The sequence below is a fragment of the Arthrobacter glycogeni genome, from assembly GCF_054511155.1.
The window spans coordinates 60,184-86,827 of the sequence record NZ_JBTNDE010000009.1 but is presented as its reverse complement, the minus strand read 5'-3'; the positions used below and the strand labels follow the sequence as shown (position 1 = coordinate 86,827).

Sequence of the window (26,644 nt, the reverse complement as noted above, 5' to 3'; positions counted from 1 at the left end):
CGGCGCCGTTCTAGACCGCCACGGCGAAGTGCTGCTCGATCACGGCCCTGATGTCCTCGTGGCATCCCCGGCAGCCCGTTCCCGCCCTGGTGCTGGCTGAGACGTCGGGAACGGACGTGCAACCGTTCACCACAGAATCCGCCACCGTCCCCCGGGTGACGCCCGCGCAACGGCAGAGTGTCGCATCGGGTCCGGGAGGAATCGCCGCCACCGCTCCCTCGGCGCTGTCTAGCCGCAGCAGGCTTGAGCGGTCGGCCGGGAGCTCACTGCCGCGTTCAAAAAGCAGGACCAGTTCGGCGCCCGTCCGTGGCATCCCCACGCAGACCAAGCCCGTCAGGACGCCGTCGCGAGTGACCATTTTCACGTAGCGTCCGTGCCCCGGATCTGCCCAGACCGCCACAGCCAACCCGGGTTGAATGGCCCAGGGATCGACGTCCGTCTCGCCGGCCGTCACGGCGTCCACGCCGCGGGCCTTCAACACCAGGATCGCGTCGCGCCGCTTCGGAAGCCCGACGGCGGAGGCTGGAGCACCAGCGAATTCGGCTGCCCACGCCAGGCCAAGGTAGTCCGCCTGCTGCCAGCCTGGACCGATCAGCCCCTGCGGGGCGGTCTCGGCCGTGCACATTTGGCAGGAACTGTCCCGGCACCGCACCTCGGCGCAGTCCCCGATCGCCCAGATGCCCTCAGCGTCAACCGCGCGCAGCGTGTGATCGACCAGCACACCGTCGGCGACGTCGAGGCCGCACCCCTCAGCGATTTCGGTCCGCGGACGCACACCGCACGCGAGGACGAGCCTGCCGCCGTCGACCCTCGTCCCGTCCTGGAGGTTCAGGCCCGCGAACCGACCGTCCACCAAGTGCACCCCGATCGATGTGCCAGCGACGACGACGATCCCGGCATTGCGCAACGCTGCTGCCAGCACCAGGGCCCCTTCACCCAGTAGCCGTTCCATCGGGGAGCGGCCATGGTGCACGAGAGTGACCCGGCCGCCCTCCTCGGCGGCGGCGAGGGCCGCCTCGATGCCGAGAATGCCGCCGCCCAGCACCACGACCCGTTCCCGGGAGGCCAGGGCGGTTGCCAAGGCGCGGGCATCGTCGAGATCACGGAGGAAACTGACCCCGGCGGGCAACGCCTGCGAACCGTCAACCCCATCGAGGCACGGCAGGATGGGGCGCGAACCGGTCGCGAGGACCAGCCGGTCATAATCGATCGCGTTCCCGTCCTCCAGCAGCACCCGCCGGGATGGGCGGTCGATCCGGGTGACCCGGGTGCCGAGACGGACATCAACGCCCAGGGCCAGCAACCCTACCGGGTCGGCCAACCCGATGGCAGCCTCACGGCTACGGCCGACGGCAACGTCGGCGACGAGCACCCGGTTGTAGGCGGCGTCCGTCTCCTGGCCGATGACTGTGACGGCGACCTTTCCCGCGGCGACCAGCGGCTCGAGATGCTCAACGAGCCGGGCCGCCACGGGGCCAAAACCCACAATGACGATCCGCTCCGGAACACCAGACTCGGGCTTGCTCATGCGTTGACCTCCAACTTGTCTGCCAATGACCGGGGCGTGGGGGCGGACAGTGCCGCAACCCGGACCGGGGTTGTTTTGAACTCCGGCATGCCCGAGACGGGATCGGTCGCACTGCCGGTGAGCCGGTTGACACTGCCCGCCCCTGCGTAATGGAACGAGAGGAACACCGTGTCCTGGCGAATGTCGGCCGTCAGATCCGCCAGGGCATGGGCTTCGCCGTGTTCGCTCCTGACGACGACAGCATCACCCTGGGCAATGCCGAGATCCCCTGCCGTGGCGGGATGGAGTTGCAGGCGGGGACCAGGCCGCGCGGCCAGCAACTCGGGAACCCGCCGCGTCTGGGTGCCGGACTGGTAGTGCTCAAGGAGGCGGCCGGTCGCGAGAAGCAGCGGGGCGGGCACGCGGGAGCGGGTGGTCGCGGCCTGCGGGGCGACCCGGATCAGGGCGGCTCGCCCACCCGGATGCGCGAACTTGTCGAGGAAGAGTCGGGGCGTGCCGGAGCTGCCCACCGGGTAGGGCCAATAGGCAGCTGTCCCGCCGTCGAGCAGGTCGTAATCGAGTCCGGAGTAGTCCGCGAGGCCGCCGGCGCTGGCACGGGCGAGTTCGTTGAACATCGTCTCGGGGTCTTCGCTGAACAGCGAAGGAGCCTCCAGCAGCCGGGCGAGTTCCTGCATGATCCAGAGTTCGCTGCGGGCGCCCTCCGGAGATGGCACGGCGGCCCGGCGGCGGAGGACGCGGCCCTCAAGATTGGTGATGGTGCCCTCCTCCTCGGCCCACTGCAGGACCGGAAGAACGACGTCGGCCAGCGCCGCGGTTTCGGACAGGAAGAAGTCGCAGACGACGAGCAGGTCCAGTGAGCGCAGGCCGTCGATGACCGTCGCCGCGTTCGGTGCCGAAACGGCTACGTTGGCCCCGTGCACAAAGAGGCAACTGATTCCGCCCGGGCGACCCAGGGCGGCGAGGAGCTCGACGGCGGGAAGCCCCGGCCCGGGGATCGCGTTCTCGGGTACTCCCCACACCTCGGCGATGTGGGCGCGGCCGGCCGGATCGGTAATCGTTCGGTAGCCGGGCAGCTGGTCGGCTTTCTGGCCATGCTCGCGGCCGCCCTGGCCGTTGCCCTGCCCGGTCAGCGTGCCGTAGCCGCTGTGGGAGGTGCCGGGCAGCCCGAGAAGCAGTGCGAGGTTGATGGCCGCCGTGGTGGTGTCCGTGCCATCAGCGTGTTGTTCGATACCCCTGCCGGTGAGGATGTAGGCGCCGGGACCACCGTCGGTACCGCTGCGTGCTCCTCGCGCGAGCAGCCGTGCCGTCGCGCGGATGGATGCTGCAGGAACACCCGTGAGGCCCTGGACGCGCTCGGGCCACCAGCGTGCGAGGCCGTGAGCGACGTCGTCGTGCCCGGTGGTCCGTTCGTCAAGGAACGTGCGGTCCTCCAGGCCCTCGGCGACCACCACGTGGGCGAGCCCGAGGAGGAGGGCAAGGTCAGTGCCGGGGGTGGGCTGCAGGTGGATGCCCTTGCCCTGATCGGTGAGGTGGGCCGTCGAGGACCGCCGGGGGTCGACGACGATTAGCCCGCCCGCCGCTTGGGCGCCGCGGAGGTGCTGGACGAAGGGCGGCATCGTGTCAGCGGCGTTCGAGCCGAGAAGGAGGATCACTGAGGCAGCGTCGAGGTCTTCGAGGGGGAAGGGGAGACCGCGGTCGACGCCGAACGCCCGGTTCCCGGCTGCCGCAGCGGACGACATGCAGAACCGGCCGTTGTAGTCTATGCGGGAGGTGCGCAGGGCGAGGCGGGCGAACTTGCCAAGGGTGTAGGCCTTCTCGTTGGTGAGGCCGCCGCCGCCGAACACCGCGACGGCGTCCCGTCCCTTGTCCGCCTGGATGGAGCGGACACGGTCGCTGATGAGCTGCAGGACATCAGCCCAGGCGGCTTCCCGCAACACGCCGTCGCTGCCGCGGAGCAGCGGCGCGGTTAGGCGGTCCGGGTGGCGGAGCAGATCGGCGGCCGACCACCCCTTCCGGCACAGCCCACCCCGGTTGGTGGGGAAATCGCGCCCCGCTACAATGGCCCCGCTGCCGGTGGTGGAGGCGGTGACGGTCATGGCGCACTGGAGCGCGCAGTAGGGGCAGTGGGTAGGCTGTCCGGTGCTGGCCTGATCCATTTCGGCTAGACCTTCCCGAGGGTGGAGGACCGGCGGAGGTAGCAGACCCAGGTGACAATCAGCATCAACACATACCCGCCGACGAAACCGTAGAAGGCAGTGTCATAGCTGCCCGTGGCCCCCTTCGACGCGTTCAGGACCTGCGGAATGAGGAAGCCTCCGTAGGCGCCGATCGCTGAGATAAGACCGAGCGCTGCTGCGGATTGACGTGCCGTGCTGACTGATTCTCGCAGGTCGGTCTGCCCCGCCGGGGCCCCCCGTACCGCGAAAATCACGGGGATCATCCGGTAGGTGGCGCCATTGCCCATGCCTGCCGCAGCGAAGAGGACGAGGAACAGGCCAAGGAAGAGCCAGAAGTTGGACAGGGGGAGAGTCCAGACGACCGTGAGGGCAATCGCGGCCATGATGGCGAAGGCTGCCACGGTGATGAGCGCTCCACCGAACCGGTCAGCGAGGCGTCCACCGAAAGGTCGGGCGAGGGAACCGATCAGCGGGCCGAGGAAGGCCAGGGACAGGGTGACCGGTCCCATCGGGAGGGTGGAGAAGGCGGGGAATGAGTCGACGATGAGCTTCGGGAAGACTCCGGCGAACCCGATGAACGAGCCGAAGGTGCCGATGTAGAGCAGCGCCATGATCCAGAAGTGCGGTTCGCGGAGGGCTGCCAGGGAGCCCGCAATGTCGCTCTTCGCGTTCGAGAGGTTGTCCATATATTTCCAGGCGCAGACGGCCGCGACGACAATGAGCGGCACCCAGAACAGTCCGGCTACCGGCAGGTTCAGGGTAGCGGCAGCGCCGAGGGCGACGACGATGGGAACCACGAGCTGCGCGACGGCGGCGCCGAGGTTGCCGCCCGCGGCGTTGAGGCCCAGCGCCCAGCCCTTCTCCCTGGTCGGGTAGAAGTAGGTGATGTTTGCCATCGAGCTGGCGAAGTTGCCACCACCGAACCCTGTTAGCGCTGCGACGGCGAGCATGACACCGAACGGTGTGTCCGGGTTCGAGACGCAGAGAGCAAGGCCGATGGTGGGAATCAGGAGGAGCAGGGCGGAGACCACCGTCCAGTTCCTGCCGCCGAACCGCGGCACCATGAAGGTGTAGGGAATGCGGAGGGTCGCTCCGACAAGCGACGGCATCGAGATCAGCCAGAAGATCTGCGACGTGGAGAAGGTGAAGCCGGCCGCGGGCAAGTAGACGACGACGATCGACCAGAGCTGCCAGACCACGAACCCGAGGAACTCACACGCGATGGACCACTGCAGGTTGCGCTTGGCGATCGGTTTTCCGACGGTGTTCCACTGCGTGGTGTTCTCGGCGTCCCAGTTGTCGATCCAGCGGCCGGGCCGGTGGGCGAGGGGTGGTGCGGTCGCGGCGGGTGGAGCGCTCAGGGCCAAAGGTGATGCTTCGTCAATGCTCACAGAGTCCTCCAGGGTTGGTGTTGCTACTTCCCCTGACGGTACGGAGTCCGCGTTTCCACTCGTGGCGTGCCACGTAAACGCCTCGTGACGTTCACCTATCCGGGCGTGCACGGTGTTGTGAGAACTTATGTGACTGGACCACGCGTACCCTGAACGGTGAGTAACATGTTACTCATGGCGACGACGCTCACAGCCCCCACCTCCCTGGTTTCCGAACTCCACGCCCGGGGCGTTTCCGACGCGCGGGCCGACGCGACCTCCCGGGCGGCCTATTCGAGCGACGCCTCCCTGTACCGGGTGCAGCCCACCGCCGTGGTCTTCCCGCGGCATCTGGACGAGGTGCTCGCCACCCTGGAGGTCTGCCGCGAACGCGGGATCCCCTTCACCTCCCGCGGCGCCGGCACCTCGTTGGCCGGCAATTCCATCGGGACCGGCGTCGTGATCGACTTCAGCCGCCACCTCAACCGGGTTCTCGAGTTCGACGCCGAGAGCCGGACCGCCGTCGTCGAACCAGGCGCCGTCCACGCCACCGTGCAGAAGGTCGCGCTGGCAAGCGGGCTGAGGTTCGGGCCCGACCCGTCCACCCACACCCGCTGCACCGTCGGCGGAATGATCGGCAACAACGCCTGCGGGTCCCGGGCGCTCGCGTACGGGCGGACCGCCGACAACGTGACGCACCTCGACGTCGTCACCGGGTCCGGCGCGCGGCTCTACCTCGGCGCGGATGGCACGCCGTCCTCGCCGGAAACCGACGCGCTGCGCTCGCTGGTGGGCGCGGAGCTCAGCACCATCCGCACCGAACTCGGGCGCTTCGGGCGACAAGTGTCCGGCTACTCCCTCGAACACCTCCTTCCGGAACGCGGATTCGACCTGCGGCGGGCGCTGGTGGGCAGCGAAGGCACCCTCGCCGTCGTGCTTGAAGCGGGAGTGCGGCTGGTCGCCGACGCGCCGCATAAAACCATGGTGGTGCTCGGGTTTGAGACCATTGGCGACGCCGGCGACGCCGTCACCAGCGTCCTGCCGTTCCAGCCCACCGCCTGCGAGGGCCTAGATTCACGGATCGTCGAGGTGGTCCGCACCCGGAAGGGCCCGCAGGCGGTACCCGAACTGCCCGGCGGTGCAGCCTGGCTGTTCGTCGAAATTTCCGGGGACGACGCCGTCGAGGTCGCCGATCGCGCCGGACGCCTCAGCGCCATCGCCGAGGCCAGGCACGCACGGATCATCACCGACCCGCGGGAGGCGCTGGCGCTGTGGCGGATCCGCGAGGACGGCGGCGGACTGGCCGGCCGGTCGCCGACGGGAGCGCCCGCCCACGCGGGCTGGGAAGACGCCGCAGTGCCACCGGAACGGCTGGGCGATTACCTCCGGGAGTTCGACGAACTGCTTCTGGCCCACCATCTCACCGGGTTCCCGTTTGGGCACTTCGGAGATGGCTGCGTGCACATCCGCCTCGATTTCCCGCTGGCGCACCACGGCACCACAGTGTTCCGCGCGTTCCTCACCGACGCGGCGCAGCTGGTGGCCCGCTACGGGGGGTCCCTCTCCGGGGAGCACGGTGATGGCCGCGCCCGTAGCGAGCTCCTGCCCTATATGTACTCTCCCGCGGCCATCTCGCTGTTCGGGAAGGTCAAGGGCATTCTCGATCCGGACAACATCCTTAATCCGGGCATTCTCGTGAATCCTGTTCCGCTGGACGTCAACGTCCGGGTGGCGGAGGCGGGGCCGCTGCGGTCGCGATTGGGTTTCGGGTATCTGGACGACGACGGCGACTTCAGTCAGGCGGTCCACCGGTGCACCGGAGTGGGGTTATGCCGGGCGTCGCACGCTGACAACAGTTCGGTGATGTGCCCCTCGTACCTCGCGACGCGCGAAGAGAAGGACTCTACCCGGGGTCGGGCCCGGGTCCTGCAGGAAATGATCAACGGCAGCGTGACCGGCGGCAGCATCACCGGGGCGAAGGGAGGGACGCCGAACTGGCGGGCGCCCGAGGTGCACGAAGCCCTGGACCTCTGCCTCTCCTGCAAGGGGTGCGCCTCCGATTGCCCAACCGGGATCGACATGGCCGCGTATAAGGCGGAGGTGCTGCACCAAAGTTATCGGAACAGAATCCGGCCCGCCGCGCACTACTCACTGGGGTGGTTGCCCCGCTGGGCGAAACTCGCGTCGATCGCCCCGAGACTCGTGAATGCCCTGGTGCGGCTGCCTGGTGCACGCCAGCTGGGGTTGCGGCTGGCGGGGGTCGACCAGCGCCGCTCCATCCCGGCCTTCGCACCGCAGACCTTCCACGCCTGGTTCAACGAGCGTTCCACCACACCATCCGCAGACCGACCGCCGGTGCTCCTCTGGGCGGATTCGTTCACCGAAAATTTCTCACCGGAGGTAGGAAAAGCAGCGGTGCGGGTGCTGGAAGCGGCAGGCTACGAGGTCAGGATCCCCGACGCACCGGTGTGTTGCGCCCTGACCTGGATCTCCACCGGTCAGCTCGATTCGGCTCGAAGAATTTTGCGCTCCACCGTCGACGTGCTGGGCGCCTCGGTGGAGCAGGGTATTCCGATCGTTGGCCTGGAACCCTCCTGCACGGGGGTGCTCAGGTCAGACGCCGTCGAGCTGCTCGGACACGATGCCGCCGGACAGGTTGCCGGCGCCACTCATACCCTCGCTGAGTTCCTCGCACAGACGCCGAACTACACGCCACCGTCGCTGGCGGGAACCACCGTCGTCGCGCAACCGCACTGCCACCACCATGCGGTGATGGGCTGGAGCCCCGATGCGGCACTGCTGGAGAATGCCGGCGCCACGCTCCAGAAACTCGGCGGGTGTTGCGGCCTCGCCGGGAACTTCGGCGTGGAACGCGGCCACTACGAGATCTCGGTAGCCGTTGCCGAGCAGCAGCTCCTGCCGGCGGTGCGGGTGGCGGCCGACGACGCCGTCGTGCTGGCCGACGGCTACTCCTGCCGGACCCAACTGGAGGATCTCAGCGACCGCCGCGGTATCCACCTGGCGCAGCTGCTGGACCCGGCGAACCGAGATTAGTTGGGTCGGTGTCCTGGCCCGACCGCGCGGTAGTACGAACTCATACCGTGCTTCACGCCCAGACGGACCGTAGCACCAGCCAGTTGGGTTATGGGGGCTCTAATGCACGGGGAGGAGTCGCCGGCCGCTGATTTTTCGCGGGCTGATGCCGAAGAAGACGTTGCGTTGGCCCGGCGCCCAGGGCTCGTCCGCACGGCTGCCCCAGAGTGTTTCAGAAGGGCTGGGTCGGTGATCCGGTTAGCGGGCCCGTTGACCAGAACGGTCCATCCGCTGCGAGCGGCAAGGTCGATGTGGTCGAGCTGGAACGTGGCCTGCGTCAGCTGGCTCCGGGCGATCATTCCATCCTCTGAGGTGCGGAAGTACACGCCGCCGTCGTGAATGTGCTTGCGGCGTGATTCATCGGGCATCACGGGCAACGTGGCTGCGCGCATGGTCAATCGCTGGTTCCAGTGTGGCGAAAAGGTGCTTCTGGTGACGCAATGACTCCAGGACTCCGACTTTCGTGATCAGATCCAGGTGTCGGTCCTGGACTCCCTTGATCAGGACAGTGATGCCGCGTCGCTCAAGAGCAGTCACCAGATCGGTGATCACCCGTGCGCCGGTAGCGTCGAGTGCCTGCAGCTGGGACATGCGGAGGATCACCACGTCTACGTTGCTGATGTCGCTGATACGTTCCAGCAGACGTTCAGCAGCCGCAAAAAATAGGGCACCGTCAAGACGATAGAGGGCAATCCGGGAGTCCCCGTCCTGGCCCGGGCCCGGAATCTCTTCACGGTGGACACCGCTGGACTTGACCAGGGATCGCAGCGCAAAGAAGGCGGCCACAAGAACTCCGATTCCCACCGCCTGAATCAGGTCGAGCGAGACGGTAACAACGGCAGTGACCACCAGGACAATGGTGTCCCCGCGGGTCGACCCAATCACGCTGCGCAGGGTAGGTATGGAGACCATCCGCACCGCAGTGACCATCAGGACACCCGCGAGCGCGGCAAGTGGAATGCGGGACACCGGGCCGGTGGCCAGATAGACCACTAGCAACAGGACGATCGCGTGGGTGACCGCAGCGACCCGGGTACGTCCTCCCGATCGAATGTTCACTGCAGTGCGGGCAATCGCGCCGGTGGCCGGCATACCCCCGAACACCCCGGATGCCACGGACGCCAAGCCCTGGCCGAAAAGTTCACGGTCGGCGTCGTACGGCCCCGTATCCGATATCGAAGCTGCCACCCGCGCCGACAGCAGCGACTCGATCGCTGCCAGGGCGGCGATAGTCGCCGCAGGGCCTGCGAGCACGACAATCAGTCCCCAGTCCCAACCGGGGACGGATGGTGCAGGCAGGGAACTGGGGAGAATACCGATCCTCGCGATCGGCATGGCCAGGGCTTCGGCGATAACGCTCGCGACCACAATCGCGACAAGGGATCCAGGGATCCGGGAGTGGATGCGCGGCGCTACGATCATGATCACGATGACTAGCGTGACGAGCCCTACCGCTGCCAGATAACCCGAAAGGGGAGCGGTTGACAGGGCCTGGATGGCCGATATTGCGGCGTTACTGCTGGGCCCCGCGCCGACGCCAAAAGCTGCTGGCACCTGTTGGAGAAAGATGATGATGGCGATCCCGAGGGTGAATCCCTCGATCACCGGCCACGGTAGGAGGGATACGACCCGCCCTAGCTTCAGGGCGCCCGCGGCGATCACGATCAGCCCGGCCAGAACACCTACTACGGCCAGAGCCTCAATTCCGTGAGTCGCGATGACTGGGCCCAGCACCACAACCATGGCTCCGGTCGGCCCTGAGACCTGAACATGGGAGCCGCCAAAGACTGCCGCGACCAGACCAGCCACCACAGCGGTAATCAGGCCGCTGGCAGCGCCAGCCCCTGAACTGACCCCGAACGCCAGCGCGAGTGGTAACGCGACGATGCCTACGGTAAGCCCAGCAATCAGGTCACCCTTCCAGGTGCGCGGCAGCTGGGCGTAGTCCCGCATGCTGGGCAACAGGGACTGGATCGACTGCAGAACATTCACCCGGCACTGCCTGCCGGTACGGGATTGACCGTGGATGCTCCGTGTTCAAGGTTCTGTTTGGTTGTTTGTAGCACTCCTTCGAGGAGTCCGCGGGCAACGGCCAACAGTTCGGCCACCAGCGGGCTAGTCAGTGTATAGAACTGCTGAAGGCCGCGCCGGTCGGATTTCACCAGCTGATAGCGACGCAGCACAGACAAGTGCTGTGATAGGTGCGAGGCTTCCAGTCCTGTCGCGGTCAGCAGTTCCGACACAGACACCTCGGGCGCTGCGGAAAGCAACTCCAGGACCCTGATTCGGACAGGGTGGGCGAGGCCCTTGAAGAGATTCGCCTTGACCTCGTAAAGGGGCACCCGGAAGTCATCGACTTTATTCACTCGAAGGTCGTTCTCCATCGTCACTCATCCTACTATTTGATTACTTGATGTTTCTATCATGCAACAGGAAAGCAGGAAAGGGAAACTGCCGACCAGCTTCAAGGATGCACTGCGACGGGAATGTGGCGCGGTGCCGTCGGTGAGGGTGGGGTGGGGTGGGGCGAGGTGAGGGTGTCGGCGCTTAGCGTCGGATGCCCTTGACGAAATAGAGCACCGGGCCAAAGAAGCTGACTGCGATAACCGCGGACCACACAGGCTTGGATCCGTGCACCCGGGCAGGGGACCGCTTCGCCAGATCCGCCCAGGCGGTGGCGGCGAGCGAGAGCTGAATGGAACCCAGCACCAGGGTCAACGTCTTTTGCCGGTCAGTAAGGTCGTTCCATTTGCGGGATGTCCTCCTGCTGACCGTGGTGTTCATTTGCTCACCGTAGCTCCCGGACGGTAAGTAAATTAGGGACTTTTGGCACTGGAATCTGGCTTGCTTTGGCCACAGGCTGAAAACCATGAGCCAGCAGCCGGTCCTGAATCCTGCCCAACTGTCGAACCTCAACGCCTGGTGGCGTGCAGCGAACTATCTGTCGGTGGGGCAGATCTATCTGATGGATAATCCGCTCCTTAAGGAACCTCTCCGGCCGGAGCATATCAAGCCCCGGCTACTGGGCCACTGGGGGACCACTCCCGGACTGAACTTCATTTACGCACACCTCAACCGGGCCATCATGGCGCGTGACCTGGACATGATCTACATCATGGGACCCGGTCACGGTGGGCCTGCGGCCGTTGCCGCAGCCTGGCTTGACGGCACCTACAGCGAAACGTACCCGGACGTTTCCGGGGACGCCGTCGGCATGCGACGACTATTCCACCAGTTCTCCTTCCCCGGCGGCATTCCCAGTCACGTCGCCCCGGAAACGCCCGGGTCGATCCATGAGGGCGGAGAGCTGGGGTACGCTCTCTCCCACGCTTACGGCGCAGCGTTCGATAATCCGGACCTCACGGTCGCAGCGATCATTGGCGACGGCGAAGCTGAGACCGGACCGCTCGCGGCCAGCTGGCATTCCAACAAGTTCGTTGACCCCCGCCGGGATGGTGCAGTCCTGCCGATCCTGCACCTCAACGGCTACAAGATTGCCAACCCCACGGTCCTGGCGCGGATTAGCCGCGAGGAATTGGATGCGCTGCTCCGCGGGTACGGGCACACCCCGTATTACGTTGAAGGCTCTGACCCGGAACAAATGCATCAGGACTTCGCTCGTGTGCTGGATGGCTGCCTCGACGAGATCCGGGACATCCAGCGTCGGTCGCGCGCTGAAGGCGACACCGACCGTCCCCTCTGGCCCATGATCGTGCTGCGCTCGCCGAAGGGCTGGACCGGCCCCGCCGACGTCGACGGGGTCAAGGTGGAGGGTACCTGGCGTGCCCACCAGGTGCCCTTCAGTGGGGCGCGCGAAAACCCTGCGCATCGGGAAGTTCTCGAGAAGTGGCTGCGCAGTTACCGCCCGGAAGAGCTATTTGACGACGACGGCGCCCCTGTCCCCGCTATCCGCGGCCTCCACCCTGAGGGGGCGCGGAGGATGAGCGCCAACCCTCATGCCAACGGAGGAATCCTCCTTCGTGACCTGCAGATGCCCGATTTTCGGGAATACGCGGTTCCGATCGCGTCGCCCGGAACCGGGTCCGGCGAATCCACCAGAGTGCTGGGGACCTTCCTCCGGGACGTCATGACGGGGAACATGGAGTCGTTCAGGGTCTTCGCGCCAGATGAAAACAACTCGAACCGGTTGGACAACGTTCTTGAGGCCACGGACAGGACCTGGAACGCCGGGGTGGTCCCCGGCGACGATCACCTGGCCCGCGACGGCCGGGTCATGGAGATCCTGTCCGAACACACCTGTCAAGGCTGGCTGGAAGGGTATCTCCTCTCCGGCAGGCACGGGTTTTTCTCCTGCTATGAGGCGTTCATTCATGTGGTCGACTCGATGTTCAACCAGCATGCCAAATGGCTGACCACCACCAACGACATCCCCTGGCGTCGTCCGATCGCTTCCCTGAACTATCTGTTGACGTCCCACGTCTGGCGGCAGGACCACAATGGGTTTTCGCATCAGGATCCGGGGTTCATCGACCATGCGGTCAATAAGAAGGCCGACGTTATCCGGGTCTACCTGCCGCCCGACGCCAACACGCTCCTGTCGGTGGCCGATCATTGCCTGCGCAGCCGGCAATACGTGAACATCATCGTCGCGGGCAAGCAGCCCCAACTGCAGTACCTCGACATGGAATCGGCGATCAAGCACTGCATCAAGGGTGTCGGCATCTGGGAGTGGGCCAGCTCGGACGCGGGTGAGGAGCCCGACGTCGTGATGGGTTGCGCGGGTGATGTGCCGACCATGGAAACCCTTGCCGCCGTCGAAATCCTGCACACCCATTTCCCGGACCTGCGGATCCGGGTGGTCAACGTGGTGGACCTGATGCGTTTACAGGACCAGAGCAGCCATCCGCATGGGCTGTCGAGCCTCGAATTTGATGCGGTGTTCACGCGGGATAAACCGGTGATCTTCGCCTATCACGGCTACCCTTGGCTCATCCATCGGCTGACCTACCGCCACACGAATCACAACAACTTCCATGTGCGCGGCTACAAGGAAGAAGGCACCACCACCACGCCGTTCGACATGTGTGTGATGAATCAGATCGACCGGTTCAACCTGGCGATCGACGTGATTGACCGGGTGCCGAGGCTCCGCGACATCTCCTCCCACGTGCGGGAAGAGCTGAAGGACAAGTTGATCACCCACCACCAATACATCAGGACCGCCGGGGAGGACCTGCCGGAGGTCAGGAACTGGCAGTGGACGGCCAGGACGTAAGCGCTGAATCTCAGCTTCAGGGCCGTCGGGAAATCAGGATGTTTCCCTTGGCGTGGTGAAGAATTGTTTGTGCGGTGGACCCGACCGAGCCAACGAACCTCCCTTGTCCGGTTTCGCCGACCACCACGATGCGGGCGGAGCCGGCATCGTCGAGGATGGTGCCGGCCACCGAGTGGCCCGTGACCAGTGCCGTCTCGATAACCAGGCCCGGAACTGCCGCTCGTGCCCGAACCACGCCTTCGGAGAGGATCTGCATAGCCCTCACGTCCGATCCCGGGTACGAATGGTTACGACCGAACAGGCGGACGTCGTCTCTCACATGCATGATCTTCAGGGGTGCATTCCACAGCGTTGCCAGGGCGATCGCATCGTCTAGCGCCGTCTCGCTTTTGGCCGACCCATCGATGCCGATCAGCACCGGACCGTCGGGCGCCTCCTTGGCGCGCACCACCACCACGGGGCACTGGGCAGTGGTCGCGAGCTTAAGGCTGACCGAGCCGACCAGCAGACCCAGGAACCCGCCCAGCCCGCGGCTACCTACAACCACCAGGTGTGCATCCTGAGACAGGCGAGCAAGGACCTCCGAAGCGACGCCGGCGATGAGGCTTGTCTGGACCTGAAGTTCTGGCGCAAGCTGTCGCGCCAACGTTGTGCCTTCGGCGAGAGCTGTTTCCGCAGCATGCTTGAGTCCGCTGTCCGCGACTCCCTCCACCGGACCCAAATCGTGGGTGATCAGAGGCCAGATCCAGCAGTGCACCAGGTGCAGTGCGCGGTGTTCCAGTACGGCCTGCGCCGCGGCCCACTCAAGTGCCAGGCGTGACTGATCCGACCCGTCATATCCAACGACAATGCTGTGCTTCATTCGTTGTTGCTTTCGTTTGAAGGCAGTAATTCAGCGCCGTGCGCGATGAGTACCGGGCAGGACGCGTGCTCGGCGACGACGGAGCTCACCGAACCTAATAGCAAGCCGGCAAACCCGCCGTGTCCCCGGCTGCCGACCACCAGCATTTGCGCTGTTTTGCTTTCTTCGAGCAGCACCCGGGCTGGCGGTCCCTGACGGGTTATGGTCGTGGCGTCGCGGGGTGGATCGTTGTGGAAGGCTTTCTCGAGAGCCCCCGCCAGGATTGTTTCCGCGACTTGTTCTGGGTCCCAGCCGGATGGAGGGAATTCGTAGTAGGAAAAGGGGATCTGCCACGCCGCGACGGCCCGGATGCTGGCGCCGACGGCGGGGCGCAGCCGTTGGGCCCACTGCAACGCGAGGATTGATGACGGCGACCCGTCCACTCCGACGACAATATACTTATTAGCCACTGACCCAGCATGCGGCCACCGCCTGCTGCGTCACAGGGGCTTTGGTCCCGCATTCTGCAGGCGCTCGTGAAGCCCCGGGATGCGACGACTGCAGGGCGGTGGTACCGGCGTCAGGCGTTAGCGAGCCACAGATCGGAGCCGAAGACCTCATAGTGGATTCGCTCCGCAGGCACCCCGGATTGCAATGCCTGAGATCTGATGGACCGCATAAACGGCAGGGGGCCGCAGAGGTAAACGGAGGCGTCGGGTGGAATGGTCACGGCATCCAGTGACATCAGGCCGGTATGGTGATCCCCGGCCGGTTGTTCCAGCCACAACTCCAGCTCGGCGGTTTCCAGGCTCGCCGCGTCGCTGCTCATCTGTTCCCGCAGAGCCCACCTGTCCAGGCTGCTTTCGGCGTGCAGGACCAGGACCTCACGGCGCGAGTCCTTCTGGGCCAGGGATCGCAGAATCGATGCGATGGGTGTGCAGCCGATGCCAGCGGAGGCAAGGACCAGGGGGTGCTCGCCGTCGCCCAGAACAATGTCGCCACATGGGTTCGAGAGCATCAGTTGGTCCCCAACCTGGACGCTGTGATGGAGCACGGGTGTCACTTCACCGTCGGCATCGAGCCGGGTGGTGAACACTCTCACATTCGGCTCGTTCTCGGCACCCACTGAATACTGGCGCACCTGGTGAATTCCGTCGGGCATCATCACCTTGACCCCGATGTATTGGCCGGGTCGGGAAGCTGTGATGGGGGTGTCGTCAGCGGGTACGAGGGTGAACGTGACGGCGTCGCTTCCTGCTGGTTCCTTGCTTTGGACAATCCAAGGCGTCCACGGCTTGTCGCTCGCAGCACCCGCGTACAAGCCGTTTTCTATCTTGATCAAAGCGTGGGCCATCAGCCAATAAACCTCGGTCCACGCAGCAGCGATTTCCTCGGTAATGACCTCGCTGAGCTCTTCGGCAATGGCATCGAAGAGGTGCTTGTAGACGACGTCGTACTGTTCAGGCACGATCCCCAGCGAGACATGTTTGTGAGCAATACGGGCAAGCAGGATTTCCGGTGCACTGTCTGGATTCTTCACCAAATGCGCGGCAAAGCCCGCAATGCTTCCGGCGAGGGCCTGCTGTTGGGTCCCGTTCTTCTGGTTTGACCGGCTGAACAGACCATCAAAGAGCTCTGGATGGGCGGCGAACAGGCGCGCGTAAAAGTTTGTTGCAATACCGGGCATCTTCTCGCCTACCAGCGGCAGTGTGGCTTCGATGATGGGGTGTGACTGGTGCGAAAGCATTCCGGCTCCTTGCATTGAGGGCTACTGCTTTCAAAAGTAGCATGGCAAATGCCAGTTTTTTTCCGGGCTATGTTCTGCAGAGATTCAGGCGGTCGGATGCGACCGCGTCGTCAGATCCTGCAGGGCGACGAATGCCGGTCCGATGCGGCCCGGACCTGCCAGGTCAGCGATAACCACGCCATCCAGTTCCGCATAAAAAGCATCCCGGGCACGAGCAAGAGTCACCCGCAGGCCGCAGCCGGCAAGGAGCGGGCAGTCACCTTTGGGAGTCCGGCAATCAGCAACATCGTTGCGGGTGTCGAGGCTCCGCAGCAGTGCCCCGACCGTTGCCCGTCTGCCTTCCTCACTGATCCGCAGGCCGCCGGAACGCCCGCGGACGACGTCCACCAGACCCAGATCCCGCAGCCGGATCACAGCCTTGCTCACGTGGTTGTAGGGGATGTCGATCTCCGCGGCGATGACTCGCGAGGTCTGGAGCCCATCGTGCGGTGCTGACGCAAGGATCATCAACACCCGCAGGCACACGTCGGAGAAGGCATTGATCCTCATGCCTCAACACTAGATGTGTTCCGGTCCGCGATCCTGACGTCCGTCGATTGGGGTCCAAAGTCCCTTCCGCCGGGTTGGCTTCCGCATCACACTGAGGTGGTTGCCGCAATCCTGCACGCCACGTTTGGAAGGCTTTTGCATGACGTCCACACCTCCCGGTCGCTCCGGGATACCGCGTGTCCTCCTGGCCGCCTGTTTCGAGTGATGTCTCTGCCTGAGAATGGGACCAGAGAATTGGCCAGGGCCTTTGTCCCTGTGGCGCTGGAATCGGTGGGTCCGGGCCTCACCGCCGCCGACGTCGCCGTCCGGGTCGACGCTGGGCTGACCAATGAGGCGCCCGACCAATCCAGCCGAAGCCTGTGGGACATTTTCAGGGCCAACGTCCTGACCCTGTTCAACGCGATTGTCGCCGGGAGTTTCGTACTGCTCCTTTTGCTCGGTCAATGGCGGGACGCTCTCTTCGGTTTCGCAGCCGTCGGTAACGCACTGATCGGAGTGATCCAGGAATATAAGGCCAAGAAGTCTCTTGATCACCTTGCACTTCTCAACGCTCCACGCTCCCGGGTGCTTCGGGACGGCGTCGTTCAGGACATCGACTTCTCGATGGTTGTGCAGGACGACGTCCTGGTCCTTCGCGCCGGGGACCAGGTTGCCGCAGATGCAATGATTCTTGACGCCAGCGGACTGGAAATCGATGAATCGCTTTTGACTGGGGAATCGGAACCGGTGGAAAAGGATGTCGGCGCCGAAGTGCTTTCCGGTTCAAGCGTCGTCGGCGGTGAAGGCTGGGCACGAGTTACCAGGGTGGGTGCCCAATCCTTCTCGAGCCGCCTCACTGCCGAAGCCAAGCGTTTTTCCTTGGTGCACTCTGAGATCCGCCAGGGCCTCAACCAGCTCCTCCGGTGGATCACCCTGGCACTGTTACCCATCATGGCCATTGTCATCAACGGACAGATGCAGAGCCAGGGCGGCTGGCAGCTGGCCGTAGCCACCGGAAGCTGGCGACTAGGGGCGGTCGGCGCCGTCGCCAGCGTAATCGCCATGATTCCCTTGGGGCTAGTCCTCATGACAAGTGTCGCTTTCGCTGTGGGTGCGGTTCGCCTGGCCCGGCAAAAGGTGCTCATCCAGGAGCTGGCAGCGGTAGAAGGGCTTGCCCGGGTTGATGTGCTGTGCCTGGACAAGACCGGCACCCTCACCGTTGGCAAGATTGTTTTCGATGCCGCCCACGAGATCGACGCCGAGCCGCGGGCAGGGTGGAAGCAAGCGCTCGGGTGGTTTGGGGCAGACCCGAACGCCAACACCACCGCCAGATGCCTGGCTGAAGCCTTCCCGCATGATGACCCGATTCGACCGTTTTCCTCCGTGCCGTTTTCCTCCGCCACGAAGTGGAGCGCGGTGAGTTTCCCCGACCGCACCCCCGAGGCAGGGACGTGGCTGTTGGGAGCCCCTGAGGTTGTCCTCGGCGGGGGGAATCCCCAGGCCGAACGCGCGCTGGAACTGGTGGCCGGTCTTGCCACATCAGGTCTTCGTACCCTTGTTCTGGCCCACGTGCGCCAGACGGCCGTTGTTAGCCTGGACGGCGAAGCTGTGCTTCCGCCCGAACCCGCCCCGGCCGTCGTCCTCACTTTTCGTGAGCAGGTCCGTCCGGACGCCGCGCAAACCCTTTCCTATTTCAAGGATGAAGGGGTCGAATTGCGGATCATCTCCGGGGACGACCCCCGAACCGTCGCGGCGGTTGCCCGCGAGGTTGGTGTATCCACGGATGGCGGCTTCGACGCCCGTCAACTCCCCGACGATCCCGACGAGCTGGCTGCAGTGATGGAACGGCATTCCGTGTTCGGTCGGGTGACTCCCGCCCAGAAAAAGGACATGGTTCGGGCGCTGCGACGAAGCGGACACGTCGTGGCCATGACCGGGGACGGAGTTAACGACGCGCTGGCGCTCAAGGAGGCCGATATCGGCATCGCCATGGACTCGGCCGCAGCCGCGACCAAGGCCGTTTCGCGGCTGATCTTACTGGACGGGCGATTCGATAGGCTCCCCGGCGTCGTCGCCGAAGGCCGCCGGGTAATCGCCAATATTGAGCGGGTCTCAATGCTTTTCCTCGCCAAGACTTCCTACGCGGTAATTCTTTCGATAACCTTCGGGGCTCTCCTCTGGGACTTTCCGTTTCTGCCCCGCCAGCTATCCGCCACAGACGGCATTACCATCGGGATTCCGGCGTTTTTCCTGGCACTCATGCCGAACACCCGCCGTTACCGGACCGGATTCCTGAAACGCTCACTATCCTTCGCCGTACCCGCTGGGTTCACCATCGCTCTCGCCGTACTTACCATCAACGCCTACTCGCTCATCACAGGATCTGGCACGCCCGCTGAAACGCGGACAGCTTCGGCGCTGGTTCTGGCCTTGATAGCGCTATGGGTGCTGGTTGTTCTCTCGCGTCCTCTCAACCGTTTACGGGTGCTGATCGTCGGAGTGATGTACGCCGCTCTCGGTCTGGTGATCTCGGTACCGCTGCTCAAGGACTTCTTCGACTTCACAATGCCCGACGGCGACCACCTGGTGGCGACTGTGCTGGCCGCTGTTGTTGGAGCCGGAGCGATCGAACTTCTGTTTCGCTCCCATCGGCGACGCCTCAACCCCGACGGGCCGACAGCAGGGTCCAGAGCATGACCGATCAGGAGGGAACCTGGCACGATCGACATAAGGCCTCGCTCACTGCAGGCCAGCAAGCCGCCGATATCCTGCGGAACGGAATGGGTAGCTGGCCCTTTGTTGGAAGCTTCATCGGTTTCATGCTCGTCTGGGCTGCAATCAACACCTGGGCACTAATGGCCGACGCCTGGGACCCGTACCCCTACATCCTCCTGAATCTCCTGCTTTCCATGCTGGCGGGACTCCAGGGCGCGATTCTTTTGATTGCGGCTAAAAGACAGGATGCGATTTCCGCTGCAATGGCTCAGCACGATTTCGATACCAATCTCAAGTCAAAGGAAGAGATCGAGCTACTCATCACCATCAGTCGTGAACAACTCGAAATCCTTCGTGAGCTGAAAGCGATGAGTGTCTCAACAGCGGATGGTGAACGAAGGGAATCGGGAGACTATCGAAGGTAGTGACACGGAAAGGGCACAAAGACCCTAACGCTCGCCCAACTTGGCGGGCGAGACTAGGGTAGCCGCTGCGACCATGCGGCGCAGACGCTGGGAAGGCACATCATGGAAGCACCCACTACGCCACGCATCGTCGTGGGGGTTGACGGCTCCGAACAATCTGTTGCTGCATTGCGGTTCGCCAGGAAACTGACGCCGCCCTTCGGCGCCGTGATTCAGGCTGTCAGTACCTGGGACTATCCACCGGAGTACGCAGGGTACGTGCCCCTCGGGAGTGACAACTTCGAGGAAATCACCCAGAAGAAGCTTGATGCCGCGGTGCAGACGGCCTTCGGCGAGGATCCTCCCGAGGGATTGGAGAAGGTGGTGCTCTTTTCCCACCCGTCGAAAGGTTTGGTCAAAGCGGCGGAAGGCGCTGTGATGTTGGTGCTGGGACGTCGAGGGCACGGGACATTCAGGGGCTTGCTGATGGGGTCGGTGAGTGGCGCGTGCGTGGCACACGCCAAATGCCCGGTGCTCGTGGTTGAGGGGTCAACAGGGGAACTGCCGGAGGAACGCCTGTGAGGGCGTTGCAGTACCGCACGGTTGGCGCGGCCCCCGAGCTGGTCGATGTTCCTACTCCCGTCCCGGGACCGGGCGAGGTCTTGCTGCGTGTGACTGCCGCCGGGGTATGCCATTCGGACCAATTCATCATGGATCTGCCGGAGGGCCAGTACAGCTATGGCCTGCCCCTGACCTTGGGACACGAGGGGGCCGGGACCGTCGAATCCTGGGGAGCCGGTGTCACTGGCCTTCAGGTGGGCGACGCCATGCTCGTGTACGGACCGTGGGGGTGCGGCCGCTGCTACACCTGCGCCCAAGGCAAGGAGAACTACTGCGAGGTCGCGGCTGAGCAGGAGATCCAGCCCCCGGGGCTTGGTGCACCGGGAGCGATGGCGGAGTTCCTGCTGATCGACGACCCACGCCACCTCGTACCCCTCGGGGATCTCGACCCGGCGGCCAGCGTGTCCCTCACCGACGCCGGGCTGACCCCCTACCACGCCATCAAGCAAAGCTTGCCGAAACTGGTCCCCGGGTCGACGGCGGTCCTCATCGGCGTCGGCGGACTGGGGCATGTCGGTGTCCAGATTCTTCGGGCCTTGAGTGCGGCAACGATCGTCGCCATCGACACGTCAGAGCCGAAACTTGCCCTGGCGATCGACGTCGGCGCCGACTACGCCCTGCCGCCCGGCGAGGACGCCGAAGCGCAGATCCGTTCTCTGACCGGGGGGAAGGGCGCCGCTGTGGTGTTCGACTTTGTGGGGGCGCCGATCACCACCGGCTTTGCCTCCCGGGTGGTCGGTACGGGTGGTGAGATTGCCATTGTGGGCGTCGGCAGCGGCACGGTTGACGTCGGATTCTTCTCCACGCCGTGGGATGCCGCGGCCCGCGCACCGTATTGCGGATCCAGGTCTGAGCTGATGGAGGTAGTGGAGCTGGCGCGGGCGGGGAAGATTCACGTCGAAGTCGAAGAATTTCCCCTATCCGACGCACCCGCCGCGTATCAACGACTCCGGCCGGCACTCTTCGCGGCCGCGCGGTCATCGTCCCGGATTACGCGCCTACCGAAGGTAACCCCACGTGATCGAGACGCTGTCCTCATTATTCGCACCGGAGCGGCCCATTATTGTCGCGTTCCGTGACCGGGCCACCGGGCCGCCACTCCTGCGCTGGGCGGTGCAGCGTAGTCTGCTCACCGGACAACACGTCACAGTGTTGCACGCGATCCCCGACCAATCCCTGGTCCTACCTGTGGAGGCGGGGGGCACCCCCTATGGGAGCCTGATTGCCGCGGCCCGGCAGACACTCGACGACGAATCCCGCCTGGTGTGCGCCGAGTATCCTGACGCGCACGTGACAGCCAACGTTCACTGCGGGGACATTGTGGACGCGCTGGTGAGCCTTTCTGAGGACGCTTCGCTCATTGTGGTCGGGGCCGATCGCGTGGACGGACACACCGGTCAATACCTTGGGTCGGTCGGTCAGCAGGCGGCGCTGGGGAGCGCTGCACCCGTGGCGGTGATTCCGCGCCAATCCAGCATCGGCGCGGTGCACGACGACGGTGCTCCCGACGTCGTCAGGACCGGAACGGTGGTGGTTGGCGTGGACGGCTCGCTGGAATCCGACGCCGCGCTGCGGGTGGCCGCGGCCGAAGCCAGCCGATCTGGGCTACTGCTGACGGTGGTTACTTCAGCGAAGGCCCCGGATACGCCCGGCGACCCAGCCGGGCACTCGAGGTCGTCGGCGCTCGCAGACGTCAAGGAACAGTATCCGCAACTGACCATCGTGCGTGAGATCGACGACCAGCGGACCCCAGTGCAGTCTCTGATGTTTCACGCAGCAGGCGCCGATCTGCTGGTGATCGGTAGGCACGGGCGTGGCGCGCGGCCCGGGATTCTGCTGGGCTCGGTGACCCACACCCTCCTGCTGAATCCACGGTGCCCCACCCTGGTGGTTACTCGTCGCTCGCCGCCGGGATCTCCTGTCCCGGAGGCGCAGGCATGATGTCGAAGCTGCGGCCGGTGATGCTTGCTGGCACGATCCGCATGAAGCGGTCCTTGCGCCCAGGCTCCCACGGATGGAGCGGAAGGTGAATGGTTGACATCAGTTCAGCCGTGCGTTGGATGGTCGACGCTTGTCCTTTGATCACTACGCTCCAGGCCCGAAAGCCGTCGGCCAGGACGCCGTCGGCCTCGTACGCCACCAGTGCCCCCTCCGCTTCCCGCTGCTTGGATCCTTCAGAGGTGCGGAAGACCAGCGTGCCATGATCGACCTGCGCATTGATCGGGAAGATCTCCGGCTGCCCATCGATGCACAGGGCCAGACGTCCATAGGCGGCACCCCGCAGCAACTCCCAACAGGCGTGGGCGGGTAAAACGGATGTGGGTGTAGTCTCGGAGTCCATAGCCCGACACTATGGTCGGACGTCCCGTTCCACTAGGGCCAGAAGACCTAATCCGCAGGGCTTAGCGCGTGTAGGCGCCTTCACATTCGGCACCATCAGGAATTGAAGGTCAGGGTTCAACTCACTGGAGTCGCACAATGAGTCCCGCACCAACCACCCAGGTGACCGATCCCGGCGACCGACCTCTCCATAACTCAACCGTCCACGGCGGTGTGGACCACCTCCTCGCCGGCTTCGCGGCAATCGCTGAAAACCAGGGCCTGCAGACCGTCCTGGAGCGAGTGGTGGCGGCCGCATGTCGTTTGGTCGACGCGAAGTTCGCGGCTCTTGGCGTTATCGGTCCCGACGGCGCCCTCAGCCACTTCATCACCGTGGGCTTGGACCAGGACCAGATCGCCAGGATCGGTGCGCTGCCCGTGGGTCATGGAGTTCTTGGTTCGCTCATTAGCGAGCCGAAGCCGCTTCGCCTCGAAGACTTGCGAGACCATCCGGCAGCGTCTGGTTTCCCCCCGGGGCACCCGAAAATGACATCGTTTCTCGGCGTGCCGATCAGAGTGCGTGACACAGTGTTTGGCAACCTCTACCTCACCGAGAAGAACGGCGGCGGCGACTTCAGTCAGTCCGACGAAGATCTGACGGTGGCTCTCGCGGCCGCCGCAGGGGTCGCGATCGAAAATATGCGGCTCTTTGAAGCAGAGACGCGCCGGTCCCGGTGGCTCGAGTGCGGCCAGGACGCCGTCCGTGCCCTGTTGAACACCTCACCCGATCGAACCCTTAGCGACGTCGAACTCGTTGCGGAACACGCAAAGGCAGCTTCCGGATCGGCCCTGGTGCTCATCCTGACCCGGTTGGAATCTGACGAGTCTCTCTACTGCGAGGTGGCGCTCGGATTGCACGGCGATGACCTTCGAGGGCGGCTGGTGGGCGATGGTGCTGTCCTGCGGACGATGATGCTTCAGTTCGGTGACGTTTCAGTGCTGAATGGGCATGAACTACACGACGTGCTGCCTAGTCGGGAGGCCGAAGTCTTCGAAGCCGCCATCTATACGCGAATTACAGACAGGGGCACTCACGCCCGGTTTCTGGTCATGGCCCGGACCCGTGACGACCCGCCGTTTTCGCCGGTGGACCAGCGCATGGCAGCAGCGTTCGCCTCCCAAATCTCGACGGCCTTGGAACTGACCCAGATGCAGATTCAGCGCGAACAGGACGCCGTTTTCGGAGACCGCGACAGGATTGCGCGTGACCTGCATGACCTCGTGATCCAGCGGATGTTCGCGGCTGGACTGAGTATCCAGAGTCTCCGCAAGCACGTAGTGGGCGAGGAGCCGCTTGCACGCATAGCCTCGGTGACTACTGAGCTCGATGCGACGATCAAGGAACTGCGGGATACGATCTACTCGCTCCAGTCGGCAACGCGCAGTGAAGCAGCGCTCAGTTCGCGGATTCTCGCGTTGGTCCGTCAAGTCCTCGACGGCTCCGAGGTTGAACCAGTCGTCCATTTTTCTGGACCGCTCGACACAGCCGTTCGGGAAGCAACCGCCGCCCAAGTGGAAGCCATCGTTCGGGAGGCGCTCTCCAACGCATTGCAGCATTCATATGCCACCACCATCATGGTGTCCTTGTCCGCCGGCAAACAATGTGTCAACCTGCGGATCGCGGACAACGGACGAGGGTTTGAGCAGAACGGGCGTCTCAGCGGCCTGCGGAACATGCAGCAGCGTGCGGAGGATCTCGGGGGACAGGTCACGATCGAATCCTCACCCGGCCAGGGCACCGCGATCGACGTGTCGCTGCCGCTCACCTGAGCCCATTGTCTCTGCACCTCCCCAGATTCACTTTGCTCCCGTCGCCCCTGCACCTCTCCGGACTCCCCTCGCTACCACCCGTCGTCTCATGGCGGTGAGCAATCTGGACTCAGGGGGTCAATGTCGACAATCCGGGCGGAAATGTCGGGCACCGAGGTCCAGATTGACCACCGAAACGGGCTCTCGGGGCCGTGCGCGAGGGGTCGTGGAGGATGGCTGCGACGACGACGACGGCGACCGGGCTGGCGTCAGCGCTGCGGGCTCGCCGGTCGGGAGATATAGACAGCCGCTTGCGTGCGGCGCTGGAACCCCAGCTTCGCCAGCACCGACGACACGTAGTTCTTGATCGTCTTCTCGGCCAGAAACAGTTCGGCGCCGATTTCCCGGTTGGTCATCCCTGCCCCGATGAGAGCGAGGACTTTCTTCTCCTGTACCGTCAGACCCGCCAATCGGGAATCCTCTGGCTGGACGGCTGTGAAGCCAGCGATGACCTTCGCCTTGACCTCTTCGTCGAAAAGCGACTCGCCTCTCGCTGCGCGGCGCACCTTCTCGAGCAGGTCCGAACCGACAATTTCCTTGAGAATGTAGCCAGCCGCGCCGGCCAGAACGGCACCCCGCATGGCGTCGTCGTCGTCGTAACTGGTAAGGATCACGCATTGCAGCGACGGATCCACTGACCGCACGTCGCGGCACACCTCAATGCCGTTCCCGTCAGCAAGCCGGGCATCCAGAATGGTCACATCCGGGGCAAGTGCAGGAATGCGGCGGACGGCCTCAACCGCTGAACCGGTCTCGCCGGTCACCGCGAATCCCTCGCCCTCCAGGAGGTCGCGAAGGCCGCGTCGAACCAGTTCGTGGTCATCGAGCAAGAAAACCGTCACCGGGCGGGGCGGCGTTGCCGTATCTACAGTCATCATCGTCTTTCATCATTCGTCAGTTGTTCAATCATCGGCCGCGACACTCCGCACCGGCAGTGCCATAAGACCCGGTCCATGATTTAGCCCACGGAATTATTGGTTGACCAGGTGGCTTGCCGTAGGTAGGACAGTTCACCATCTTCACGACGGTGGCCCCGGGCCATCCGTGTTTCCACTGCAAGGAGAACGCTCAATGAATCACAACAAATTGACACCCCAGGCGGGGAACCCCGGCGGTGGCACCGCATTGGTGGTGGGCGCCTCAGGTATCGCGGGGTCAGCCCTGGTGGAGAAGCTCGCCGGTGAGGGATGGCAGGTGCTCGCCATGTCACGCAACGCAGGAACGCCCAGAGCCAACGTGCGCTACGTTCCCGCCGACCTGTCCTCGCCCCAGTCATTGACGACGGCGCTTGCCGCCGAAACCCCGACTCATGTGTTCTTCACGGCCTGGGCCCGCCAGGACACCGAGGAAGCGAACATTAGGGTGAACGCCGCCATGCTGCGGAACCTGCTTGAGGCGTTGGACAACAAGCCGGTGGTGCACGTCGCGCTGATGACCGGGCTGAAGCACTACCTCGGGCCGTTCGAAGCCTACGGTGAGGGTGACATGCCGGACACCCCGTTCCATGAAGAGGAACCCCGACTGCCGGTCAACAACTTCTACTACGCCCAGGAAGACGAACTGTGGGCGGCGGCCGCAACGCAGGGGTTCACCTGGTCGGTGCACCGTGCGCACACGGTGATCGGCCATGCCGTGGGAAATGCCATGAACATGGGCCTGACCCTCGCCGTCTACGCCGCCCTGTGCAAGGAATCCGGCCGGCCGTTCATCTTCCCCGGATCCATCACCCAGTGGAACTCCCTGACCGACATGACCGACGCCGGTCTCCTCGCCGATCACATGGTGTGGGCCGCAACCTCACCCGGCGGCGCTGACGAGGCATTCAACGTGGTCAACGGAGACGTGTTCCGGTGGCGCTGGATGTGGCAGCAACTCGCCGCCTACTTCGGGGTGCAGGCCGAAGGATTCAAGGACGAGCCCTGCCCGCTCGAGGTTCAGATGGCCGGCGCCGAGTCGCAGTGGGAGCATCTCGTTGCAGCAAACGCCCTAGCGGAACCACGCCTGGATCGGGTGGCGTCCTGGTGGCACACTGACGGGGATCTGGGCCGCAACCTTGAGGTGGTCGCTGATATGAGCAAGAGCCGCGTAGCCGGGTTCACCGGGTACCGCCGCACCCTCGACGCCTTCACAGGCCTGTTCGAACGCTACCGCGCGGAGAAGCTCATTCCCTGAGTAACGTTCGTGGGCTTAACGAGC

General features: G+C 64.5%; 22 protein-coding genes. 9 read left to right on the top strand and 13 right to left on the bottom strand.

Annotated elements, in window-relative coordinates; all coding sequences use genetic code 11:
* Positions 1-10 precede the first annotated feature (10 nt).
* Genes ACX80O_RS08075 through ACX80O_RS08065 form a run of 3 tightly spaced genes read right to left on the bottom strand, consistent with a single transcriptional unit; the run spans position 11 to position 5,096 of the window.
* Entirely contained in the window at positions 11-1,528 is a 1,518-nt protein-coding gene (locus ACX80O_RS08075; protein WP_459333123.1) for an FAD-dependent oxidoreductase, read from the bottom strand.
* The gene (locus ACX80O_RS08070) at positions 1,525-3,684 is read right to left on the bottom strand and encodes a molybdopterin oxidoreductase family protein (RefSeq protein ID WP_459333122.1); all 2,160 of its coding nucleotides are present in this window, start codon (positions 3,682-3,684) and stop codon (positions 1,525-1,527) included. The genes ACX80O_RS08075 and ACX80O_RS08070 overlap by 4 nt, the downstream gene beginning before the upstream one ends.
* Before the next feature lie 5 nt (positions 3,685-3,689).
* Positions 3,690-5,096, bottom strand: a complete 1,407-nt coding sequence (locus tag ACX80O_RS08065; protein WP_459333121.1) for an MFS transporter — start codon at positions 5,094-5,096, stop codon at positions 3,690-3,692.
* Positions 5,097-5,270: 174 nt separating this feature from the next.
* Here ACX80O_RS08065 and ACX80O_RS08060 point away from each other — a divergent pair, with 174 nt between their 5' ends.
* On the top strand, positions 5,271-8,129 hold the full coding sequence (locus ACX80O_RS08060) for an FAD-binding and (Fe-S)-binding domain-containing protein (RefSeq protein WP_459333120.1): 2,859 nt from the start codon (positions 5,271-5,273) through the stop codon (positions 8,127-8,129).
* Here ACX80O_RS08060 and ACX80O_RS08055 read toward each other — a convergent pair.
* The 4 genes from ACX80O_RS08055 to ACX80O_RS08040 form a co-directional block, all read right to left on the bottom strand.
* On the bottom strand, positions 8,126-8,536 hold the full coding sequence (locus ACX80O_RS08055; RefSeq protein WP_459333119.1) for a pyridoxamine 5'-phosphate oxidase family protein: 411 nt from the start codon (positions 8,534-8,536) through the stop codon (positions 8,126-8,128). The two genes, ACX80O_RS08060 and ACX80O_RS08055, sit on opposite strands and share 4 nt — an antisense overlap.
* Positions 8,526-10,121: a SulP family inorganic anion transporter gene (locus ACX80O_RS08050; RefSeq protein ID WP_459333154.1), complete on the bottom strand. Its 1,596-nt coding sequence runs from the start codon at positions 10,119-10,121 to the stop codon at positions 8,526-8,528. The genes ACX80O_RS08055 and ACX80O_RS08050 overlap by 11 nt, the downstream gene beginning before the upstream one ends.
* 35 nt (positions 10,122-10,156) lie before the next feature.
* Positions 10,157-10,552, bottom strand: coding sequence for an ArsR/SmtB family transcription factor (locus tag ACX80O_RS08045; protein ID WP_459333118.1), 396 nt, complete (start codon positions 10,550-10,552; stop codon positions 10,157-10,159).
* A gap of 163 nt (positions 10,553-10,715) precedes the next feature.
* On the bottom strand, positions 10,716-10,952 hold the full coding sequence (locus ACX80O_RS08040) for a PLDc N-terminal domain-containing protein (RefSeq protein WP_459333117.1): 237 nt from the start codon (positions 10,950-10,952) through the stop codon (positions 10,716-10,718).
* An 85-nt stretch (positions 10,953-11,037) separates the two neighbouring features.
* Here ACX80O_RS08040 and ACX80O_RS08035 point away from each other — a divergent pair, with 85 nt between their 5' ends.
* The gene (locus ACX80O_RS08035; RefSeq protein ID WP_459333116.1) at positions 11,038-13,404 is read left to right on the top strand and encodes a phosphoketolase family protein; all 2,367 of its coding nucleotides are present in this window, start codon (positions 11,038-11,040) and stop codon (positions 13,402-13,404) included.
* 16 nt (positions 13,405-13,420) lie between these two features.
* Here ACX80O_RS08035 and ACX80O_RS08030 read toward each other — a convergent pair whose 3' ends face one another.
* From ACX80O_RS08030 to ACX80O_RS08015, 4 genes are all read right to left on the bottom strand, one after another.
* Positions 13,421-14,266 (bottom strand): universal stress protein, encoded by an 846-nt coding sequence (locus tag ACX80O_RS08030; protein WP_459333115.1) that lies wholly within the window; start codon positions 14,264-14,266, stop codon positions 13,421-13,423.
* Complete coding sequence (locus tag ACX80O_RS08025) at positions 14,263-14,715, bottom strand: universal stress protein (RefSeq protein WP_459306516.1); 453 nt, start codon at positions 14,713-14,715, stop codon at positions 14,263-14,265. The genes ACX80O_RS08030 and ACX80O_RS08025 overlap by 4 nt, the downstream gene beginning before the upstream one ends.
* 110 nt (positions 14,716-14,825) lie before the next feature.
* Positions 14,826-15,992 carry a globin domain-containing protein gene (locus ACX80O_RS08020; RefSeq protein ID WP_459306514.1) on the bottom strand — a complete coding sequence of 389 codons (1,167 nt, stop codon included), beginning with the start codon at positions 15,990-15,992 and terminating at the stop codon, positions 14,826-14,828.
* An 84-nt stretch (positions 15,993-16,076) separates the two neighbouring features.
* The gene (locus tag ACX80O_RS08015; RefSeq protein ID WP_459333114.1) at positions 16,077-16,541 is read right to left on the bottom strand and encodes an RrF2 family transcriptional regulator; all 465 of its coding nucleotides are present in this window, start codon (positions 16,539-16,541) and stop codon (positions 16,077-16,079) included.
* A gap of 204 nt (positions 16,542-16,745) precedes the next feature.
* Here ACX80O_RS08015 and ACX80O_RS08010 point away from each other — a divergent pair, with 204 nt between their 5' ends.
* From ACX80O_RS08010 to ACX80O_RS07990, 5 genes are all read left to right on the top strand, one after another.
* The gene (locus tag ACX80O_RS08010) at positions 16,746-19,217 is read left to right on the top strand and encodes an HAD-IC family P-type ATPase (protein WP_459333113.1); all 2,472 of its coding nucleotides are present in this window, start codon (positions 16,746-16,748) and stop codon (positions 19,215-19,217) included.
* A complete protein-coding gene (locus tag ACX80O_RS08005) occupies positions 19,214-19,660 on the top strand; it encodes a DUF1003 domain-containing protein (protein WP_459306511.1) in 447 nt (148 codons plus the stop codon). Before ACX80O_RS08010 ends, ACX80O_RS08005 begins: the two co-directional genes overlap by 4 nt.
* A 102-nt stretch (positions 19,661-19,762) precedes the next feature.
* Positions 19,763-20,221, top strand: coding sequence for a universal stress protein (locus ACX80O_RS08000; RefSeq protein ID WP_459306509.1), 459 nt, complete (start codon positions 19,763-19,765; stop codon positions 20,219-20,221).
* Positions 20,218-21,339, top strand: coding sequence for an NAD(P)-dependent alcohol dehydrogenase (locus ACX80O_RS07995; protein WP_459333112.1), 1,122 nt, complete (start codon positions 20,218-20,220; stop codon positions 21,337-21,339). Before ACX80O_RS08000 ends, ACX80O_RS07995 begins: the two co-directional genes overlap by 4 nt.
* Positions 21,278-22,201 carry a universal stress protein gene (locus ACX80O_RS07990; protein WP_459333111.1) on the top strand — a complete coding sequence of 308 codons (924 nt, stop codon included), beginning with the start codon at positions 21,278-21,280 and terminating at the stop codon, positions 22,199-22,201. The genes ACX80O_RS07995 and ACX80O_RS07990 overlap by 62 nt, the downstream gene beginning before the upstream one ends.
* Here ACX80O_RS07990 and ACX80O_RS07985 read toward each other — a convergent pair.
* A complete protein-coding gene (locus ACX80O_RS07985) occupies positions 22,152-22,601 on the bottom strand; it encodes a pyridoxamine 5'-phosphate oxidase family protein (protein WP_459306503.1) in 450 nt (149 codons plus the stop codon). The genes ACX80O_RS07990 and ACX80O_RS07985 overlap by 50 nt on opposite strands.
* A 137-nt stretch (positions 22,602-22,738) precedes the next feature.
* Here ACX80O_RS07985 and ACX80O_RS07980 point away from each other — a divergent pair, with 137 nt between their 5' ends.
* The gene (locus ACX80O_RS07980) at positions 22,739-24,409 is read left to right on the top strand and encodes a GAF domain-containing sensor histidine kinase (protein ID WP_459333110.1); all 1,671 of its coding nucleotides are present in this window, start codon (positions 22,739-22,741) and stop codon (positions 24,407-24,409) included.
* Between the two features lie 248 nt (positions 24,410-24,657).
* Here the strand turns inward: ACX80O_RS07980 and ACX80O_RS07975 are convergent, their stop codons facing one another.
* Positions 24,658-25,323 carry a response regulator gene (locus ACX80O_RS07975; protein WP_459333109.1) on the bottom strand — a complete coding sequence of 222 codons (666 nt, stop codon included), beginning with the start codon at positions 25,321-25,323 and terminating at the stop codon, positions 24,658-24,660.
* A 196-nt stretch (positions 25,324-25,519) separates the two neighbouring features.
* Between ACX80O_RS07975 and ACX80O_RS07970 the strand changes: the two genes are divergently transcribed.
* Positions 25,520-26,620 (top strand): SDR family oxidoreductase, encoded by a 1,101-nt coding sequence (locus ACX80O_RS07970; RefSeq protein WP_459333108.1) that lies wholly within the window; start codon positions 25,520-25,522, stop codon positions 26,618-26,620.
* Positions 26,621-26,644: the final 24 nt, after the last annotated feature.

Excerpts from the sequence above, each read along its gene's own strand:
- ACX80O_RS08060 (WP_459333120.1), top strand. The coding sequence starts at position 5,271 with ATGGCGACGACGCTCACAGCCCCCACCTCCCTGGTTTCCGAACTCCAC.
- ACX80O_RS07985 (WP_459306503.1), bottom strand. The coding sequence starts at position 22,601 with ATGGACTCCGAGACTACACCCACATCCGTTTTACCCGCCCACGCCTGT.
- ACX80O_RS08040 (WP_459333117.1), bottom strand. The coding sequence starts at position 10,952 with ATGAACACCACGGTCAGCAGGAGGACATCCCGCAAATGGAACGACCTT.
- ACX80O_RS08035 (WP_459333116.1), top strand. The coding sequence starts at position 11,038 with ATGAGCCAGCAGCCGGTCCTGAATCCTGCCCAACTGTCGAACCTCAAC.
- ACX80O_RS08010 (WP_459333113.1), top strand. The coding sequence starts at position 16,746 with ATGTCTCTGCCTGAGAATGGGACCAGAGAATTGGCCAGGGCCTTTGTC.
- ACX80O_RS08075 (WP_459333123.1), bottom strand. The coding sequence starts at position 1,528 with ATGAGCAAGCCCGAGTCTGGTGTTCCGGAGCGGATCGTCATTGTGGGT.
- ACX80O_RS08015 (WP_459333114.1), bottom strand. The coding sequence starts at position 16,541 with ATGAGGATCAATGCCTTCTCCGACGTGTGCCTGCGGGTGTTGATGATC.
- ACX80O_RS08000 (WP_459306509.1), top strand. The coding sequence starts at position 19,763 with ATGGAAGCACCCACTACGCCACGCATCGTCGTGGGGGTTGACGGCTCC.
- ACX80O_RS08070 (WP_459333122.1), bottom strand. The coding sequence starts at position 3,684 with ATGGATCAGGCCAGCACCGGACAGCCTACCCACTGCCCCTACTGCGCG.
- ACX80O_RS08050 (WP_459333154.1), bottom strand. The coding sequence starts at position 10,121 with ATGCGGGACTACGCCCAGCTGCCGCGCACCTGGAAGGGTGACCTGATT.
- ACX80O_RS07970 (WP_459333108.1), top strand. The coding sequence starts at position 25,520 with ATGAATCACAACAAATTGACACCCCAGGCGGGGAACCCCGGCGGTGGC.
- ACX80O_RS08055 (WP_459333119.1), bottom strand. The coding sequence starts at position 8,536 with ATGCCCGATGAATCACGCCGCAAGCACATTCACGACGGCGGCGTGTAC.
- ACX80O_RS07975 (WP_459333109.1), bottom strand. The coding sequence starts at position 25,323 with ATGACTGTAGATACGGCAACGCCGCCCCGCCCGGTGACGGTTTTCTTG.
- ACX80O_RS08020 (WP_459306514.1), bottom strand. The coding sequence starts at position 15,992 with ATGCTTTCGCACCAGTCACACCCCATCATCGAAGCCACACTGCCGCTG.
- ACX80O_RS07980 (WP_459333110.1), top strand. The coding sequence starts at position 22,739 with ATGAGTCCCGCACCAACCACCCAGGTGACCGATCCCGGCGACCGACCT.
- ACX80O_RS08045 (WP_459333118.1), bottom strand. The coding sequence starts at position 10,552 with ATGGAGAACGACCTTCGAGTGAATAAAGTCGATGACTTCCGGGTGCCC.
- ACX80O_RS08005 (WP_459306511.1), top strand. The coding sequence starts at position 19,214 with ATGACCGATCAGGAGGGAACCTGGCACGATCGACATAAGGCCTCGCTC.
- ACX80O_RS08030 (WP_459333115.1), bottom strand. The coding sequence starts at position 14,266 with ATGAAGCACAGCATTGTCGTTGGATATGACGGGTCGGATCAGTCACGC.